At 68.2% G+C, this 13,822-nt stretch carries 18 protein-coding genes; 4 read left to right on the top strand and 14 right to left on the bottom strand.

The window, feature by feature from the left end; genetic code table 11:
* The first annotated feature begins 15 nt into the window (after positions 1-15).
* A complete protein-coding gene (locus ACFOJE_RS06875; RefSeq protein WP_377813881.1) occupies positions 16-357 on the top strand; it encodes a cupin domain-containing protein in 342 nt (113 codons plus the stop codon).
* Positions 358-361: 4 nt separating this feature from the next.
* Here ACFOJE_RS06875 and ACFOJE_RS06870 read toward each other — a convergent pair whose 3' ends face one another.
* Both ACFOJE_RS06870 and ACFOJE_RS06865 read right to left on the bottom strand, forming a co-directional pair.
* Complete coding sequence (locus ACFOJE_RS06870; protein ID WP_377813548.1) at positions 362-805, bottom strand: acyl-CoA thioesterase; 444 nt, start codon at positions 803-805, stop codon at positions 362-364.
* A gap of 35 nt (positions 806-840) precedes the next feature.
* On the bottom strand, positions 841-3,543 hold the full coding sequence (locus tag ACFOJE_RS06865) for a cation-translocating P-type ATPase (RefSeq protein ID WP_377813547.1): 2,703 nt from the start codon (positions 3,541-3,543) through the stop codon (positions 841-843).
* A gap of 180 nt (positions 3,544-3,723) precedes the next feature.
* Between ACFOJE_RS06865 and pip the strand changes: the two genes are divergently transcribed.
* Complete coding sequence (gene pip, locus ACFOJE_RS06860) at positions 3,724-4,689, top strand: prolyl aminopeptidase (protein ID WP_377813546.1); 966 nt, start codon at positions 3,724-3,726, stop codon at positions 4,687-4,689.
* A complete protein-coding gene (gene dtd, locus ACFOJE_RS06855) occupies positions 4,689-5,126 on the top strand; it encodes a D-aminoacyl-tRNA deacylase (RefSeq protein ID WP_377813545.1) in 438 nt (145 codons plus the stop codon). Before pip ends, dtd begins: the two co-directional genes overlap by 1 nt.
* Here the strand turns inward: dtd and ACFOJE_RS06850 are convergent.
* Positions 5,104-5,547, bottom strand: a complete 444-nt coding sequence (locus tag ACFOJE_RS06850) for a UPF0158 family protein (RefSeq protein WP_377813544.1) — start codon at positions 5,545-5,547, stop codon at positions 5,104-5,106. The two genes, dtd and ACFOJE_RS06850, sit on opposite strands and share 23 nt — an antisense overlap.
* Before the next feature lie 65 nt (positions 5,548-5,612).
* On the bottom strand, positions 5,613-6,113 hold the full coding sequence (locus tag ACFOJE_RS06845; protein WP_377813543.1) for an LEA type 2 family protein: 501 nt from the start codon (positions 6,111-6,113) through the stop codon (positions 5,613-5,615).
* A 143-nt stretch (positions 6,114-6,256) separates the two neighbouring features.
* Here ACFOJE_RS06845 and ACFOJE_RS06840 point away from each other — a divergent pair, with 143 nt between their 5' ends.
* Complete coding sequence (locus tag ACFOJE_RS06840) at positions 6,257-7,246, top strand: TerC family protein (protein WP_377813542.1); 990 nt, start codon at positions 6,257-6,259, stop codon at positions 7,244-7,246.
* An 8-nt stretch (positions 7,247-7,254) separates the two neighbouring features.
* Here ACFOJE_RS06840 and ACFOJE_RS06835 read toward each other — a convergent pair whose 3' ends face one another.
* The 10 genes from ACFOJE_RS06835 to ACFOJE_RS06790 all read right to left on the bottom strand — a co-directional run bounded on the left by ACFOJE_RS06835 (position 7,255) and on the right by ACFOJE_RS06790 (position 13,806).
* Positions 7,255-7,962, bottom strand: a complete 708-nt coding sequence (locus tag ACFOJE_RS06835; RefSeq protein WP_377813541.1) for a 16S rRNA (uracil(1498)-N(3))-methyltransferase — start codon at positions 7,960-7,962, stop codon at positions 7,255-7,257.
* The gene (gene tatC / locus ACFOJE_RS06830) at positions 7,959-8,768 is read right to left on the bottom strand and encodes a twin-arginine translocase subunit TatC (RefSeq protein ID WP_377813540.1); all 810 of its coding nucleotides are present in this window, start codon (positions 8,766-8,768) and stop codon (positions 7,959-7,961) included. Before tatC ends, ACFOJE_RS06835 begins: the two co-directional genes overlap by 4 nt.
* Positions 8,765-9,196: a Sec-independent protein translocase protein TatB gene (gene tatB, locus ACFOJE_RS06825; RefSeq protein ID WP_377813539.1), complete on the bottom strand. Its 432-nt coding sequence runs from the start codon at positions 9,194-9,196 to the stop codon at positions 8,765-8,767. Before tatB ends, tatC begins: the two co-directional genes overlap by 4 nt.
* 9 nt (positions 9,197-9,205) lie before the next feature.
* On the bottom strand, positions 9,206-9,451 hold the full coding sequence (locus tag ACFOJE_RS06820; protein ID WP_377813538.1) for a twin-arginine translocase TatA/TatE family subunit: 246 nt from the start codon (positions 9,449-9,451) through the stop codon (positions 9,206-9,208).
* A gap of 24 nt (positions 9,452-9,475) precedes the next feature.
* Positions 9,476-9,814, bottom strand: a complete 339-nt coding sequence (locus ACFOJE_RS06815; RefSeq protein WP_377813537.1) for a phosphoribosyl-ATP diphosphatase — start codon at positions 9,812-9,814, stop codon at positions 9,476-9,478.
* The gene (gene hisI, locus ACFOJE_RS06810; RefSeq protein ID WP_377813536.1) at positions 9,807-10,208 is read right to left on the bottom strand and encodes a phosphoribosyl-AMP cyclohydrolase; all 402 of its coding nucleotides are present in this window, start codon (positions 10,206-10,208) and stop codon (positions 9,807-9,809) included. Before hisI ends, ACFOJE_RS06815 begins: the two co-directional genes overlap by 8 nt.
* Before the next feature lie 91 nt (positions 10,209-10,299).
* Entirely contained in the window at positions 10,300-11,910 is a 1,611-nt protein-coding gene (gene ubiB / locus ACFOJE_RS06805) for a ubiquinone biosynthesis regulatory protein kinase UbiB (RefSeq protein WP_377813535.1), read from the bottom strand.
* Positions 11,907-12,530 carry a ubiquinone biosynthesis accessory factor UbiJ gene (locus ACFOJE_RS06800; RefSeq protein ID WP_377813534.1) on the bottom strand — a complete coding sequence of 208 codons (624 nt, stop codon included), beginning with the start codon at positions 12,528-12,530 and terminating at the stop codon, positions 11,907-11,909. The genes ubiB and ACFOJE_RS06800 overlap by 4 nt, the downstream gene beginning before the upstream one ends.
* Positions 12,530-13,300: a bifunctional demethylmenaquinone methyltransferase/2-methoxy-6-polyprenyl-1,4-benzoquinol methylase UbiE gene (gene ubiE, locus ACFOJE_RS06795; RefSeq protein WP_377813533.1), complete on the bottom strand. Its 771-nt coding sequence runs from the start codon at positions 13,298-13,300 to the stop codon at positions 12,530-12,532. Before ubiE ends, ACFOJE_RS06800 begins: the two co-directional genes overlap by 1 nt.
* Before the next feature lie 131 nt (positions 13,301-13,431).
* A complete protein-coding gene (locus ACFOJE_RS06790; RefSeq protein ID WP_377813532.1) occupies positions 13,432-13,806 on the bottom strand; it encodes a gamma-butyrobetaine hydroxylase-like domain-containing protein in 375 nt (124 codons plus the stop codon).
* Positions 13,807-13,822: the final 16 nt, after the last annotated feature.

The following is a 13,822-nucleotide window of genomic DNA, read 5'->3' as shown; positions in this document are numbered from 1 at the left end:
TGCCCGGAAGCGCCCATGCCCGCCGGCGGCAACCTCTTCCGGCCGCTGCCGGACGCCTGCGCCGGGGAGCGTTTCGACGATCTGCTGACGCGGCCCGGCTGCCGGATCGAGCGCATCGTTTCCCGGGGGCAGGCCAGTCCGCCCGGTTTCTGGTACGACCAGGACTGGGACGAGTGGGTGCTGCTGCTGGCCGGCAGCGCCGAACTGCGTCTGGAGGAGCGGGCCGAGCCGTTCCGCCTGAGCGTCGGCGACTACCTGCTGATCCCGGCGGGGCAGCGCCATCGCGTCGAGGCCACCGACCCGGCGGTCGCGACGGTCTGGCTGGCCGTGCACATGCCCCGCGCGGAGCGGGGCTGAGCCGCTAGCGAGCCGGCTGCGCCTGGGGGAAGCGCGCGGCGAAGGTTTCGGGCATGGGGATCACCTTGCCGCTCGGATAATCGAAGAAGACGAAGCCGCTCTTGGCCAGGGCCACCAGCGTGCCGTCGGCCGGGCGGCCGACGCGGAAGACGAGGTCGCCGCCGTAGCGGTTGAAGTCCGTCATCCCCACCTCGAAGCGCAGGCGGTCGTGGGCATAGGCCTCGGCCTTGTAGACCGTGGCCAGGTCGGTGACGATCAGCCCCGGATTCTCGTTCTTCACATCGTCGACGCCGTGGGTCAGGAGAAAGCGCGAGCGGGCTTCGGAAATCATCGAGATCAGCGCGTCGTTGGCCAGGTGGCGGGCGGCGTTGATGTCCGAGTTGCGCACGCTCATGTGGGTGGCGTAGCAGAACAGCTCGTCGGGGAATTCCAGATGCAGGCGGGCCATGGGGGACGTCCTCGTTGTCGGAAAGGGAAGCGGGGCTATCGGGAGCGTGCCGCCAGGTTCGCGCCCTGCCGGCGCACTGCCCGCTTGCGCAGTTCCTCGACGACGATCAGGGCCGCGGCGAACGGCAGCATGACCAGCCAGGCGTGGGCGGGGAGGGCGGCGGTGCCGAACAGGATCTGTCCCGGTGGCGTATAGATGATCGCCAGGGCCAGCGCGAGTTCCACGACGATGCCCCAGAGCAGCAGGCGGTTGCCGCGTAGCCCGGTCGCCAGCAGCGATTCGCTGGGGCTGCGGCAGACCAGGACGTTGGCCACCTGCATCACCACGATGGCGGCGAAGCAGGCCCCGGTGGCCTGCCGATAGAGCGGGTCGCCGAGCGCCAGCGGCATGCCGTACTCCCAGCCGCCCCAGTGCAGCACCAGGAAGAACAGGCTCATGCCGGCCACCGCTTCGCACAGGCCGAGCACCAGATAGGCGCGCCCGAGCAGGGGCCAGGACAGCAGCCGCTCGCTGCGTGGCCTGGGCGGGCGGCGCATGCCCTGCGGGTGCGGGCGTTCGGCGCCGAGGCCGAGCGCCGGCAGCATGTCGGTGCCGAGGTCGATGGCGAGGATCTGCACGATGGTCAGCGGCAGCGGGATGCGCAGCAGGGCGAAGGCCAGGTAGGGCACCAGCTCGGGGACGTTGGAGCTCAGGATGTAGGTGAGGAACTTGCGGATGTTGGCATAGACCGCGCGGCCTTCCTCCACCGCCCGGACGATGCTGGCGAAGTTGTCGTCGAGCAGCACCATGTCCGCCGCCTGGCGGGCCACGTCGGTGCCGCCGATGCCCATGGCGATGCCGATGTCGGCGCGCTTGAGCGCCGGCGCGTCGTTCACCCCGTCGCCGGTGGCCGCCACCACCTGGCCCTTGCGCTGCAACGCCTCGACCACCAGCAGCTTCTGGTCGGCGCTGACCCGGGCGAAGAGGATCTCCGGGGCCTCCAGGGCGAACTGCAACTGGCTCTCGGAGAAGCGCTGCAGCTCGCCGCCGGTGATCACCCGCGGCTCTGCGCCGGTCACCAGACCGACTTCGCGGGCGATGGCCGTGGCGGTGACCGGATGGTCGCCGGTGAGCATGATCACCTTGATCCCGGCCTCCCGGCAGCGGCGCATGGCCTCGGCCACCTCGGCGCGGGGCGGGTCCTCGATGCCGACCAGACCGGCGAGGATCAGCTCGCGTTCCAGTTCGTCGCCTGACGCTGAATCCGGCAGCGGCCGCCAGGCCAGCGCCAGGACCCGCAGGCCGCGCCCGGCCATGTCCTCCTGGGCCTGGCGCAGGCGCTCGCGGCGCGCCTCGCCGAGCGGCTCGACGCCATCGGTGGCGAGCATCCGCCCGCACAGCGGAACGACCGCCTCCGGCGCCCCCTTGCAGTAGAGGATGCGGCCCTCCGGGCCCTGATGCAGGGTGGACATGCGCCGGCGCGAGGTATCGAACGGCAGCTCGTCGAGGCGCCGGTACGGCGCGGCATCGCCTCCTTCCCGGCGGGCCATCTCCACCAGGGCCACCTCCATCGGATCGCCCAGCACGGCGTGCCGGCCGGCGTCGGTCACCTCGCGCAGGCCGTGGCAATGGCGCGCCACGTCGAACAGGGGGCGCAGCCGCTCGCCGTCGGCGGTGCGCGCTTCGCCGGTCCGCGGCAGGTCGACCAGGCGGCCGGCCACGTACAACCGGCGCACGCTCATGTGGTTGAGGGTCAGGGTGCCGGTCTTGTCGGTGCAGATCACCGTGGCCGCGCCCAGCGTCTCCACCGCCGGCAGATGGCGGATCAGGGCGTTCTGCCGGGCCATGCGCTGGGTCGCCATGGCCAGCGCCAGGGTCACGCTGGGCAGCAGGCCTTCCGGCACGTTGGCGACGATGATGCCGATGGCGAAGATCAGGTTCTGCCAGAACGGCAGGCCGAGGGCGTGGCCGATCAGGAAGAACAGCGTGCCGATGCCGAGGGCGAGCAGTGCCAGCAGGCGCGACAGGCGGGCGATTTCCCGCTGCAGTGGCGAGGGACCTTCGCCGCCGGTCTGGGTCAGCCGGGCGATCTTGCCGAATTCGGTGCGCATGCCGGTGGCGAAGACCAGTGCGCGGCCGTGGCCGGCGACCACCGAGCTGCCGGCCAGCAGCAGGTTGGTCGCGGCGAAGGGCGGCAGGTCCTCGCCGGCCTCGCCGTTGCGCGCCTGGGGCAGGGACTCGCCGGTCAGCGTGGCCAGGCTGACCCGCAGGCCGGTGGCCTCGATCAGCCGGCAATCGGCCGGCACGCTGTCGCCTTCCTGGACCAGCACCAGATCGCCGGGCACCAGGCGGTCGGCCGCCAGGCGGCAGGCGCGGCCGTCGCGCAGCGTGGTGACCTGGTTCGGCAGCAGCCTGTTGAGCGCGGCCATGGCCTGGGACGCCTGGTAGCCCTGCCAGAAGGAGAAGGCGCCGTTGAGCAGGATGACGCCGACGATGGCCCAGCCGAGGGTGGCCATGCCCTGGCCGGGATCGCGGTATTCGGCGAAGAAGGCCAGGGCCGCGGCCAGCCACAGCAGGAGGGCGAAGAAGTGGGTGAACTGTCGGGCGAGCCGGAGCCACAGGGGCTCGCCGCGGATCCGCTCGATGCGGTTCGGTCCGTACTCGCCGCGCCGGCGCTCCGCTTCCGCCGTGCCGAGTCCGCCGTCGCTGCTGTGGAGGCCGGCGAGGGCCTCGGGGACACTGAGATGGGTGATGTGCACGATGCTCCCTCCTGCCCCGGAAAGTGCTCGCTGCTCTCGCCCTCTCCGGATATCGCACGCGGATGATGGCTATCCCCGTTCGCGGCCTGGAGTGACCTGCGGCATCCCCGCGGGGCGTTTCCCCGCTATGATGCGCGTTAATCCCCAGGACGGCGGTCCTGTTCAGCCCCGGAGCCGAGCATGCAAACCCTCTATCCAGAGATCAAACCCTACGCCCGCCATCTCCTGGCGGTGGACCATCCCCATAAACTCTACATCGACGAGAGCGGCACGCAGGACGGCTTGCCGGTGCTGTTCGTCCACGGCGGCCCGGGGGCCGGCTGCGATGCCCTGAGTCGGCGCTTCTTCGATCCCAGCCTGTACCGCATCGTCACCTTCGACCAGCGCGGCTGCGGTCGCTCGACGCCGCACGCCAGCCTGGAGAAGAACACCACCTGGGATCTGGTCGCCGACATGGAGCGCATCCGCGAATTCCTCGGCATCGACAAGTGGGTGCTGTTCGGCGGCTCCTGGGGCTCGACCCTAGCGCTGGCCTATGCCCAGACCCATCCGGAGCGGGTGCACGGGCTGATTCTGCGGGGCATCTTCCTGTGCCGGCCGCAGGACTTCCACTGGTTCTACCAGGAGGGCGCCAGCCGCCTGTTCCCCGACTACTGGCAGGACTATCTGGCGCCGATTCCGCCGGAGGAGCGCGGCGACCTGATGCGGGCCTACTACAAGCGCCTGACCGGCACCGACGAGATCGCCCAGATGCAGGCGGCCAAGGCCTGGTCGATCTGGGAGGGCCGCACCGCCACCCTGCGGCCGAACCCGGACGTGGTCGAGCGCTTCCACGAACATGCCCTGTCCATCTCCCGTATCGAGTGCCATTACTTCGTCAACAACGCCTTCCTGGAGCCCGATCAGCTGCTGCGCGACATGCCGAAGATCGCCCACCTGCCCGGGGTGATCGTGCATGGCCGCTACGACGTGATCTGTCCGCTGGACAACGCCTGGGCGCTGCACCAGGTCTGGCCGAACAGCGAGCTGTCGATCATCCGCGACGCCGGCCACTCGGCGGGCGAGCCGGGCATCGTCGACGCCCTGGTCCGCGCCACCAACGACATGGCCCAGCGCCTGCTCGGCCTGCCGCCGGAGGATGCCTGATGAAGGCGCTGATCCAGCGGGTGACGGCGGCGCAGGTGACGGTGGACGGGGAAGTCGTCGGCGCCATCGACCGGGGCCTGCTGGCGCTGGTCGGCATCGAGCCGCAGGACGACGAGGCCAGGGTCGCCAAGCTTTTGCACAAGCTGCTCAACTACCGGGTCTTCGGCGATGCCGAGGGCCGGATGAACCTGTCCCTGCGCGATGTGGACGGGGGGCTCCTGCTGGTCTCGCAGTTCACCCTGGCCGCCGACACCCGCAGCGGCATGCGCCCGAGCTTCTCCTCGGCGGCCCCTCCGGCGCAGGGCGAGGCGCTGTTCGATGCCCTGGTGGCTCTGGCGCGGGAGCAGCACCCGCAGGTGGCGACCGGGCGTTTCGGCGCACACATGCAGGTGCAGCTGGTCAACGACGGCCCGGTCACCTTCCTGCTGGAGGTCTGAGCCCGCCGCCGGCCGGCTCCAGGCCGTTCTCCTGCAGCCATTCCATGGCGTACTCGCGCAGCTGCTCCTCCTGGAACGCGCGCCAGGCCTCGTATACCGCGGGAAACTTCTCCAGCTCGTAGTCGAAGGTGCGCAGCGGCCGGCGCCCGGCCAGTGCATGGCTGAGCACCTTGTGCGCGTGGGGATCGTCCTGGCCGAACAGGAAGTCCTCGCGCATGGCCAGGCTGCGGGCGTTGGTCAGCGGCGCGATGTGCAGATAGCGCTCCGGCTGCACGTCGTACTTGTCGGCCGTGCCCGGGGTCGGCGCATCCGGCGTGACGGCGAGGATGGCTCCGGTTTCCAGATCCAGGTAGCAATCCGCGGCTTCGTCGCCGTCCAGGGCGTTTTCGAGGCTCTGCAGGTCGATGGTCAGTGGGCGCATGGCAATCTCCGGAGTGCGGGGCTCGAATCCATACAAGAGCATGGCGTCTGGCAGGGAGCAATCCCCTAGCGGCTCTGCTGGTCGGAAGCCGTCAGGTCGAGGGTGCCCCGGTCGACGAAACGGAAGCTGCCGAGGCGGCCCCGGCTCAGCTTGCCGTGCAGCACGTAGGGCAGCCTGTCCAGCCGGTCGTTCGTGGTCAGGCCGAGGGCCTGGCGCAGCGCGGCGAGGGCCGAGACCGACATCGGCACCACCAGCACCCGTTCGCCGAAGCGGGGCACGCTGCCCTCCTTGTCGCTCACGCCGGTGGCCAGCACCCGCTCGTTGACTTCGAGCCGGACGGCCACGCCGTCGTAATCGACCGGGTCGCTGTTGGGGTTCTGCACCCGCAGCTTGAGGGCGAAGCGCATCTCCAGCCCTTCGCCGGGCAGCGGATCGATCCCGGCCAGGCTGACGTTCAGCGGGTCGCGGCCGGACAGCGAGACGCAGGCGCCGAGGACGAGCACCGGCAGAAGGGCGGCCAGCAGGCGGATGGGGCGGACGAGGGACGAGACTGGACTGGACGGCATGACGGGCTCCCGCTGAGGTCGGCGCGAGGACGGCAAGCCTGCCGCGCCCGTTCGTTTTTCTATAGTTCTACCATGAGACCGGGCCCGTCGACGAAGAGTCCGCCGCGCCGGAATCTTCGGCGCCTTGCAGCGGAGAGAGGAATATGGGCGTTCTCCAGGCTTTTCTCCACGCCGACGTGCTCGGTACCGATACCTGGCTGTGGCTGCTGTTCCTCGGCATCGTCCTCGCCTTGCTGGCCTTCGATCTCGGCGTCCTGCACCGCCGCAAGCACGAGGTCGGCGTGCGCGAGAGCCTCTGGCTGTCGACCGGTTACATCTGCGCCGGCCTGCTGTTCGGTGCCTGGGTCTGGCGGCAGAAGGGGCCGATCGATGGCATGGATTACTTCACCGGCTATCTGGTGGAGAAGTCCCTGTCGATGGACAACATCTTCGTCATGGCGATGATCTTCCGCTACCTGGCAGTCCCGCGTCTGTACCAGCACGAAGTGCTGTTCTGGGGGATTCTCGGGGTGATCCTCCTGCGCGGCCTGATGATCGGCCTGGGGGCGGCGCTGGTGAAGGAGTTCAGCTGGATTCTCTACGCCTTCGGCGCCTTCCTCCTCGTCACCGGCGCCAAGCTGTTGTTCACCCGGGCCGGGGACGAGCCGGACATGGCCGACAACCGTTTGCTCGGCTTCCTGCGCCGGCACCTGCGGCTCACCGACGGCCTGCACGAAGGACGCTTCTTCGTGCGTCTGGCCGACTCCCGGGGGAGGCGTCAGCTGTGGGGGACGCCGCTGTTCCTGGCCCTGTTGATGATCGAGTTCACCGACCTGATCTTCGCGGTGGACAGCGTCCCGGCGATCTTCGCCATCACCCAGGACACCTTCATCGTCTACACCTCGAACATCTTCGCCGTGCTCGGCCTGCGCGCCCTGTACTTCGCCCTGGCGGCGATGATCCACCGCTTCGTCTATCTCAAGTACGCGCTGGCGCTGGTGCTGATCTTCATCGGCGGCAAGATCTTTCTGGTCGGCATCGTCGGCAAGCTGCCGGCCTGGATCTCGCTCTCGGTGACGCTGGGGCTACTATTGGGCGGGGTACTGCTGTCGCTGGCGAAGACGTCCGGGAAGCGCGGCGGGCGGGAACCCTAGGACAGCCCCTAGAACAGCCGCGCCAGCAGCGCCGTCACCGCCGTTTCCACGCGCAGGATGCGCTCGCCCAGCTGCACCGGGGCCAGGCCCGCGGCCTGCAGTTTCTCCACCTCGTAGGGAATCCAGCCGCCTTCCGGGCCGATGGCGAGGGTGACCGGTCCCTCGACCGCACGCGGGCAGGCCGGGTAGGCGCCGGGATGGCCGAGCAGGCCCAGGGTGTCGGCGGCGAGGGCCGGCAGGCGGTCCTCGACGAAGGGCTTAAAACGCTTCTCGACGAGCACGTCCGGCAGCGCGGTGTCGCGGGCCTGCTCCAGGCCGAGGATCAGCTGTTCGCGGATGGCTTGCGGCTCGAGGAAGGGGGTCTGCCAGAAGCTCTTCTCCACCCGGTAGCTGTTCAGCAGCACCAGCCGCGGCACACCCATGGCGGCCACGGTCTGCAGCACGCGCTTGAGCATCTTCGGCCGTGGCAGGGCGAGCAGCAGGGTCAACGGCAACTTGGCCGGCGGCGGCTGGTCGAGGCGTATCTCGAGTTCGGCCTCGTGCGCCTCCAGGCGCAGCAGGCGGCCTTCGCCCATCGGGCCGCCGAGGCGGCCGACGCGCAGGCTGTCGCCGGATTCGGCGCGATGCACCTCGTGCAGGTGGCGGAGCCTGCGGTCGCGCACCACGGCACGACCCTCGGCGACGAAGTCGCCGTCCTCCAGCAGCAGCAGGTTCACGCCTGGGGTGCCGGGGGCTGGTCGTCGCTCTCGCGGGGAACGATGGCGGTACTGTCGCTGGTCTCTTCCTTGCTGGCGTCACGCCGGACCATGGCGCCGAACAGGAGGCCGATCTCGAACAGGAGCCACATGGGCACCGCCAGCAGGGTCTGCGAGAAGATGTCCGGCGGGGTGAGGACCATGCCGACCACGAAGCAGCCGACGACCACGTAGGGCCGGGCCTTCTTCAGGGTCTCCACGTCGACCAGACCGATCCAGATGATCAGGAAGGTCGCCACCGGAATCTCGAAGGCCACGCCGAAGGCGAAGAACAGGGTCAGGATGAAGTCCAGGTACTCGTTGATGTCGGTCATCATCGCCACGCCCTCGGGGGTGACGCTGGCGAAGAAGTGGAACATCAGCGGGAACACGAGGAAGTAGACGAAAGCCATGCCGGCGTAGAACAGGAAGATGCTGGAGGCCAGCAGCGGCAGGGCAATGCGTTTCTCGTGCTTGTACAGCCCCGGCGCGATGAAGCCCCAGACCTGGTACAGGATCACCGGTACGCTGAGGAACAGCGCCACCCAGGCGGTGAGCTTGAACGGGGTGAGGAAGGGCGAGGCCACCCCGGTGGCGATCATGGTCGCGCCTTCCGGCAGGTAGGCGCGCAGGGGCGCCGAGACCAGGGTGTAGATGTCCTGGGCGAAGTAGAACAGGCCGGCGAAGATCAGCAGCACCGCCACCACGCAGCGCAGCAGGCGCGTACGCAGTTCGGTCAGGTGTGCGACCAGAGGCATTTCCTGGTCACTGTCCGGTCGGGCATTCATGGCGAGGGCGTCTTGTCGGAGGAGGCGTTGGGGGCAGCGGTGCCGGTCGGCGCCTGGCCGTCAGCGGAGACTGCGGGAGCCGGCGTGGCTGCGGCGGGCGGCGAGGCGGGCTTGCCGTCGGTGGCGGCCGGGGCCGGGGAAGCCTCGGCAGGTTTGGGCTCGGTCGCCGCCGGGCTGGTGGGCGTGGGCAGGATGCTCTGCTTCATTTCCCGCTCCAGCTCGAGAATCCGCTCGTTGTGCAGCTGGCGGCGGATCTCGTCGGCGCCGATCTCGCGCTCCACTTCGCTCTTGAGCGCATTGAAGCTACGCCGCAGGCGGCCGATCCACAGGCCGGCGGTGCGGGCGGCGCCCGGCAGGCGTTCGGGGCCGAAGACCAGCAGGGCCACCAGACCGACCAGGAGCAGCTCGGTAAAGCCGATGTCGAACATGCGTCAGGCTCAGTCCTTGCGCACAGGCGTTTCGACTTTCTGGGCCTGGGCGTCGATCGTCTGCGGCTTGTGGAGGGTTTCGCCGGCCGGAGATTCGGCGGGCTTGGTTTCGCCTTCCTCGGTGTTCATCGCCTTGCGGAAGCCCTTGATGGTTTCGCCGAGGTCGGAGCCGAGCGTCTTCAGGCGCTTGGTGCCGAACAGCAGGATGACGACGATGAGGATGACCAGCCAGTGTTTCCAGTCGAAGATACCCATGGGATTTCCCTTGCAGCTAAATGGTTAGGTGGACGATTGGCGCGCGGCTTTTTCCGCATGCCCGGAGAGGCCGAAACGCCGCTGCAGTTCGTCCAGCACGGCCTGGGGATGCTGGCCGAGGGCCGAGAGCATGACCAGGCTGTGGAACCAGAGGTCGGCGGTCTCGTAGATCAGGTCGCTGCAGTCGCCGCTGACAGCGGCATCCTTGGCGGCGATGATGGTTTCCACCGACTCCTCGCCGACTTTCTCCAGAATCTTGTTCAGGCCCTTGTGGTACAGGCTTGCCACGTAGGAACTCTCCGGCGCTGCGCTCTTGCGCGCCTCGAGCACTTCGGCCAACTGGTGGAGGGTGTCGTCACTCATGTGTGTGTCCTGCATGGTAGATGGCGTGCGGATCCTTCAGGACGGGATCGACGACTCGCCAGACGCCATTCTCGAGAACCCGGTAGAAGCAGCTTTCCCGGCCCGTGTGGCAGGCGATGCCGCCGAGCTGCTCGACCTGCAGGATGACCACATCGGCGTCGCAGTCCAGGCGCAGTTCGTGCAATTTCTGCACATGGCCCGATTCTTCACCCTTACGCCAAAGTTTACCACGCGAGCGCGACCAGTAGATGGCGCGCTGCTCGGCGGCGGTCAGGGCCAGGGCCTCGCGGTTCATCCAGGCCATCATCAGTACGCGTCCGGTCCGGTAATCCTGGGCGATGGCGGGCACCAGGCCCTCGGCGTTCCAGTTGACTTCGTCCAGCCAGTCTTTCATATGCACTCCCGCAGCATGCGACGCTGCGACCAATCGGCTCTGCCGGTTTGCCGGCGATTCTGGGTAGTTCTCTGCCGCGGCGGCCTTGATGTCAATCAAGCTGGCGACGCATCAGCAGGTAGATGCCGCTGGTCAGCATCAGCCAGCCCGGCCAGGCCGCTTCGATCCCCGGTGCGGCCTCGCCCGCCAGGACTGCGCCACCGCCGAGCAGGGCTGCGCCGAGTAGGCGCAGGGCCCAGTGCTCGTTGCGGTCCCGGCGGTCTCCCCGCTTGCCGTGGTGCGGCCGGGCCATGCCTTCGAGCACCTCGCGGGTCATGTGCGCCAGATGCGGCACCTGTTCGAGCTGGCCCTGCAGGTTGCCGAGCAGAACGCGCGGGCTCATGCGCTGGCGCATCCAGCGCTCGAGATAGGGTTTGGCCGTGGTCCACAGGTCCAGTTCCGGATAGAGCTGGCGGCCGAGGCCTTCGATGTTGAGCAGGGTCTTCTGCAGCAGCACCAGCTGCGGCTGGATTTCCATGTTGAAGCGCCGTGCGGTCTGGAACAGGCGCAACAGCAGCTGGCCGAAGGAGATGTCCTTCAGCGGCTTCTCGAAGATCGGCTCGCAGACGGTACGGATCGCCGCTTCCAGCTCGTTGACCTTGGTGTGCGCCGGCACCCAGCCGGAGTCGATGTGCAGCTGCGCCACCTTGCGGTAGTCGCGCTTGAAGAAGGCCATCAGGTTGCGCGCCAGATAGTCCTGGTCCTCGGGGGTCAGGCTGCCGACGATGCCGCAGTCCACCGCGATGTACTGAGGCTCCCAGGGCTGGCGTGTGCTGACGAAGATGTTGCCGGGGTGCATGTCGGCGTGGAAGAAGCTGTCGCGGAAGACCTGGGTGAAGAAGATCTCCACGCCGCGCTCGGCCAGTTTCTTGAAGTCGGTGCCCTGGTCGGCGAGGGCGGCCAGATCGGTGACCGGAACGCCGTAGATGCGCTCCATCACCAGCACCTTGGGCCGGCACCATTCCCAGTGGATCTGCGGCACATAGAGCAGCGGCGATTGCTCGAAGTTGCGCCGCAGCTGGCTGGCGTTGGCCGCCTCGCGCAGCAGGTCGAGTTCGTCGTAGATGGTCTTCTCGTAGTCGCTGACCACGTCGATCAGATGCAGGCGGCGCGCCTCGGTGGACGCGCGCTCGGCCAGCCGGGCGAACAGGTAGAGCCATGCCAGATCCTGGCGGATGATCGGCCTGAGGCCGGGGCGGATCACCTTGACCACCACTTCCTCGCCGCTCTTCAGCTGCGCCGCGTGCACCTGGGCGACCGAGGCCGAGGCCAGCGGCTGGCTGTCGAAGCGGGCGAACACCTCGCTGACCGGGGCGCCCAGCTGCTGCTCGATCAGCGCCACCGATTGCGCTGGGTCGAAGGGCGGTACCCGGTCCTGCAGCCAGATCAGCTCGTCGGCGATGTCCGGCGGCATCAGGTCGCGACGGGTGGAGAGAATCTGGCCGAACTTGATGAAGATGGGGCCGAGCTCCTGCAGGGCCAGGCGAACCCGTGCCCCGCGCGGCAGCTCGGTGTTCTGGCGCGGGAACCAGCGCCAGGGCAGGCAGTAGCTCAGTGCGCGCAGCCACCAGGGGAGCGCTAGATCGAACAGCAGGTCGTCAAGGCGATAGCGGATGACGACGCTCTGGATGCGCAACAATCGACGAACGGCAAGGAGCTTCATGCGTTATCGCTGGATTCCGAGAGGTGGGCGAGGCGGGCGATACGGGCGTCGAGGCGGTCGAGATCGAGCCGTAGGGCATCGATCTCGGCGAAGCGGGCTTCCGCTTCGTGGCGCCCGACCAGGTTGCGCGATTCCTCGGCAAGGTAGTCGGCCAAGTCCTGGCGCAGGCTGCCGAGGCTCTCCCCGGTCCAGCGGCGGCTGCTGCGCAGGCCGCTGCCGAGCAGGTGGCTGGCGACCGGCCCGAGCCAGCGCGACACTTCGTATTCCCAGTCCAGTTCGAGGTCTTGGAGGATGCCGGCGAGCGCCAGCAGGGCGGCGCTGTCGCCTTCCAAGGTGACCTCGGGTCCGTGCAGGATGGCGGTCTTCTGCCGGCTCAGGGCGAGGCGCAGCAGGCTGGCGGCCGGCGCGTGCAGCCGGCAGTCGACTTCTCCGTGCCACTGACCGGCCAGGCGCAGGCCCTCTCCGTGGGGCAGGATGTAGATTTCCACGGCCGGGGCCGCGCACTGCACCGCTATCGCCTTGCCGGCCAGCCTGGCCAGGCGCGGCAGGGCGGTGCTGTCCAGGCGTAGGATACGGTTTAGCCCGTGTTCCACGCCGGCGAGCAGGGCCGTGACGATCATCAGGGCTTGATACCGCGGTGCAGGGCGACGATGCCGCCGGTCATGTTGTGATAGGTGACGCGGTCGAAGCCGGCCTCTTCCATCATGCGCTTGAGGGTTTCCTGATCCGGGTGCATGCGGATCGACTCGGCCAGATAGCGGTAGCTTTCGGCGTCGTTGGTGATCAGCTTGCCGGCCAGCGGCATGAAGGCGAAGGAGTAGGTGTCGTAGGCCTTGCCCAGCAGGCGGTTGCTCGGCTTGGAGAATTCCAGCACCAGCAGGCGGCCACCTGGCTTCAGCACCCGCAGCATGGAGCGCAGGGCGTCTTCCTTGTGGGTGACGTTGCGCAGGCCGAAGGCGATGGTCACCACGTCGAAGTGGTTGTCGGGGAACGGCAGCTTCTCGGCGTCGGCCTGGACGAAGCTGACGTTGCCGGCCACGCCGCGGTCGAGCAGCTTGTCGCGGCCGACCTTGAGCATCGATTCGTTGATATCGGCCAGCACCACTTCGCCGGTCGGGCCGACCAGGCGCGAGAACTGCTGCGTCAGGTCGCCGGTGCCGCCGGCGATGTCGAGCACGCGGTTGCCCGGGCGCACGCCGGACAACTCGATGGTGAAGCGCTTCCACAGGCGGTGCAAGCCGCCGGAGAGCACATCGTTCATCAGGTCGTACTTGGCCGCCACCGAGTGGAACACCTCGGCCACCTTCTTCGCCTTCTGGCTTTCCGGCACGTTCTGGTAACCGAAGTGAGTGACGGGCTCTGCCTCGTGGTTCTTGCGCGGATCGTTCATATCGCTGGTACCGGAAAAATGTGCTGGACATTCTAATGCTGGCAGCGGGCTTTGTCTTGGCCGAGTCCGGATTAGACGGCCTGGCGGGGGACGCTCCGGGCGTTCGAGCCGAAAGAGCGGGGCGGTGCCGGCTAGAGCATCAACTTGACCACGGACTCGCTGGGATCGCGGGATTTCCCGGCGCGATCCAGTTCGTCCAGATAGTCGGCCCACAATTGTTGCTGCCGCTGCGCCAGCTGGTCGAGGTAGTCCCAGGTGTAGAGGCCGCTGTCGTGGCCGTCGTCGAAGATCAGCTTCAGCGCGTACTGGCCGGCCGGCTCGGCGCCGACGAGGCCGACGTTCTGCTTGCCGTACTGCAGGATCGGGTTGCCGTGTCCCTGCACTTCCGCGGAAGGGGAGTGCACGCGGAGGAACTCGGCGCTGAGGCTGTAGCGCTCGTCGGGGCCGTATTGCAGCTCGAGGGTCTTCGAGGCCTTGTGCAGCTTGATCGCGGAGGGAATGCGCATGGGGGAAGTCTTCCGT

The sequence above is a fragment of the Azotobacter bryophylli genome, assembly GCF_042643485.1.
In the GTDB taxonomy this organism is placed as follows: domain Bacteria; phylum Pseudomonadota; class Gammaproteobacteria; order Pseudomonadales; family Pseudomonadaceae; genus Azotobacter; species Azotobacter bryophylli.
The sequence above is the reverse complement of the archived record's forward strand: the minus strand, read 5'-3'. Positions and strand labels throughout refer to the sequence as shown.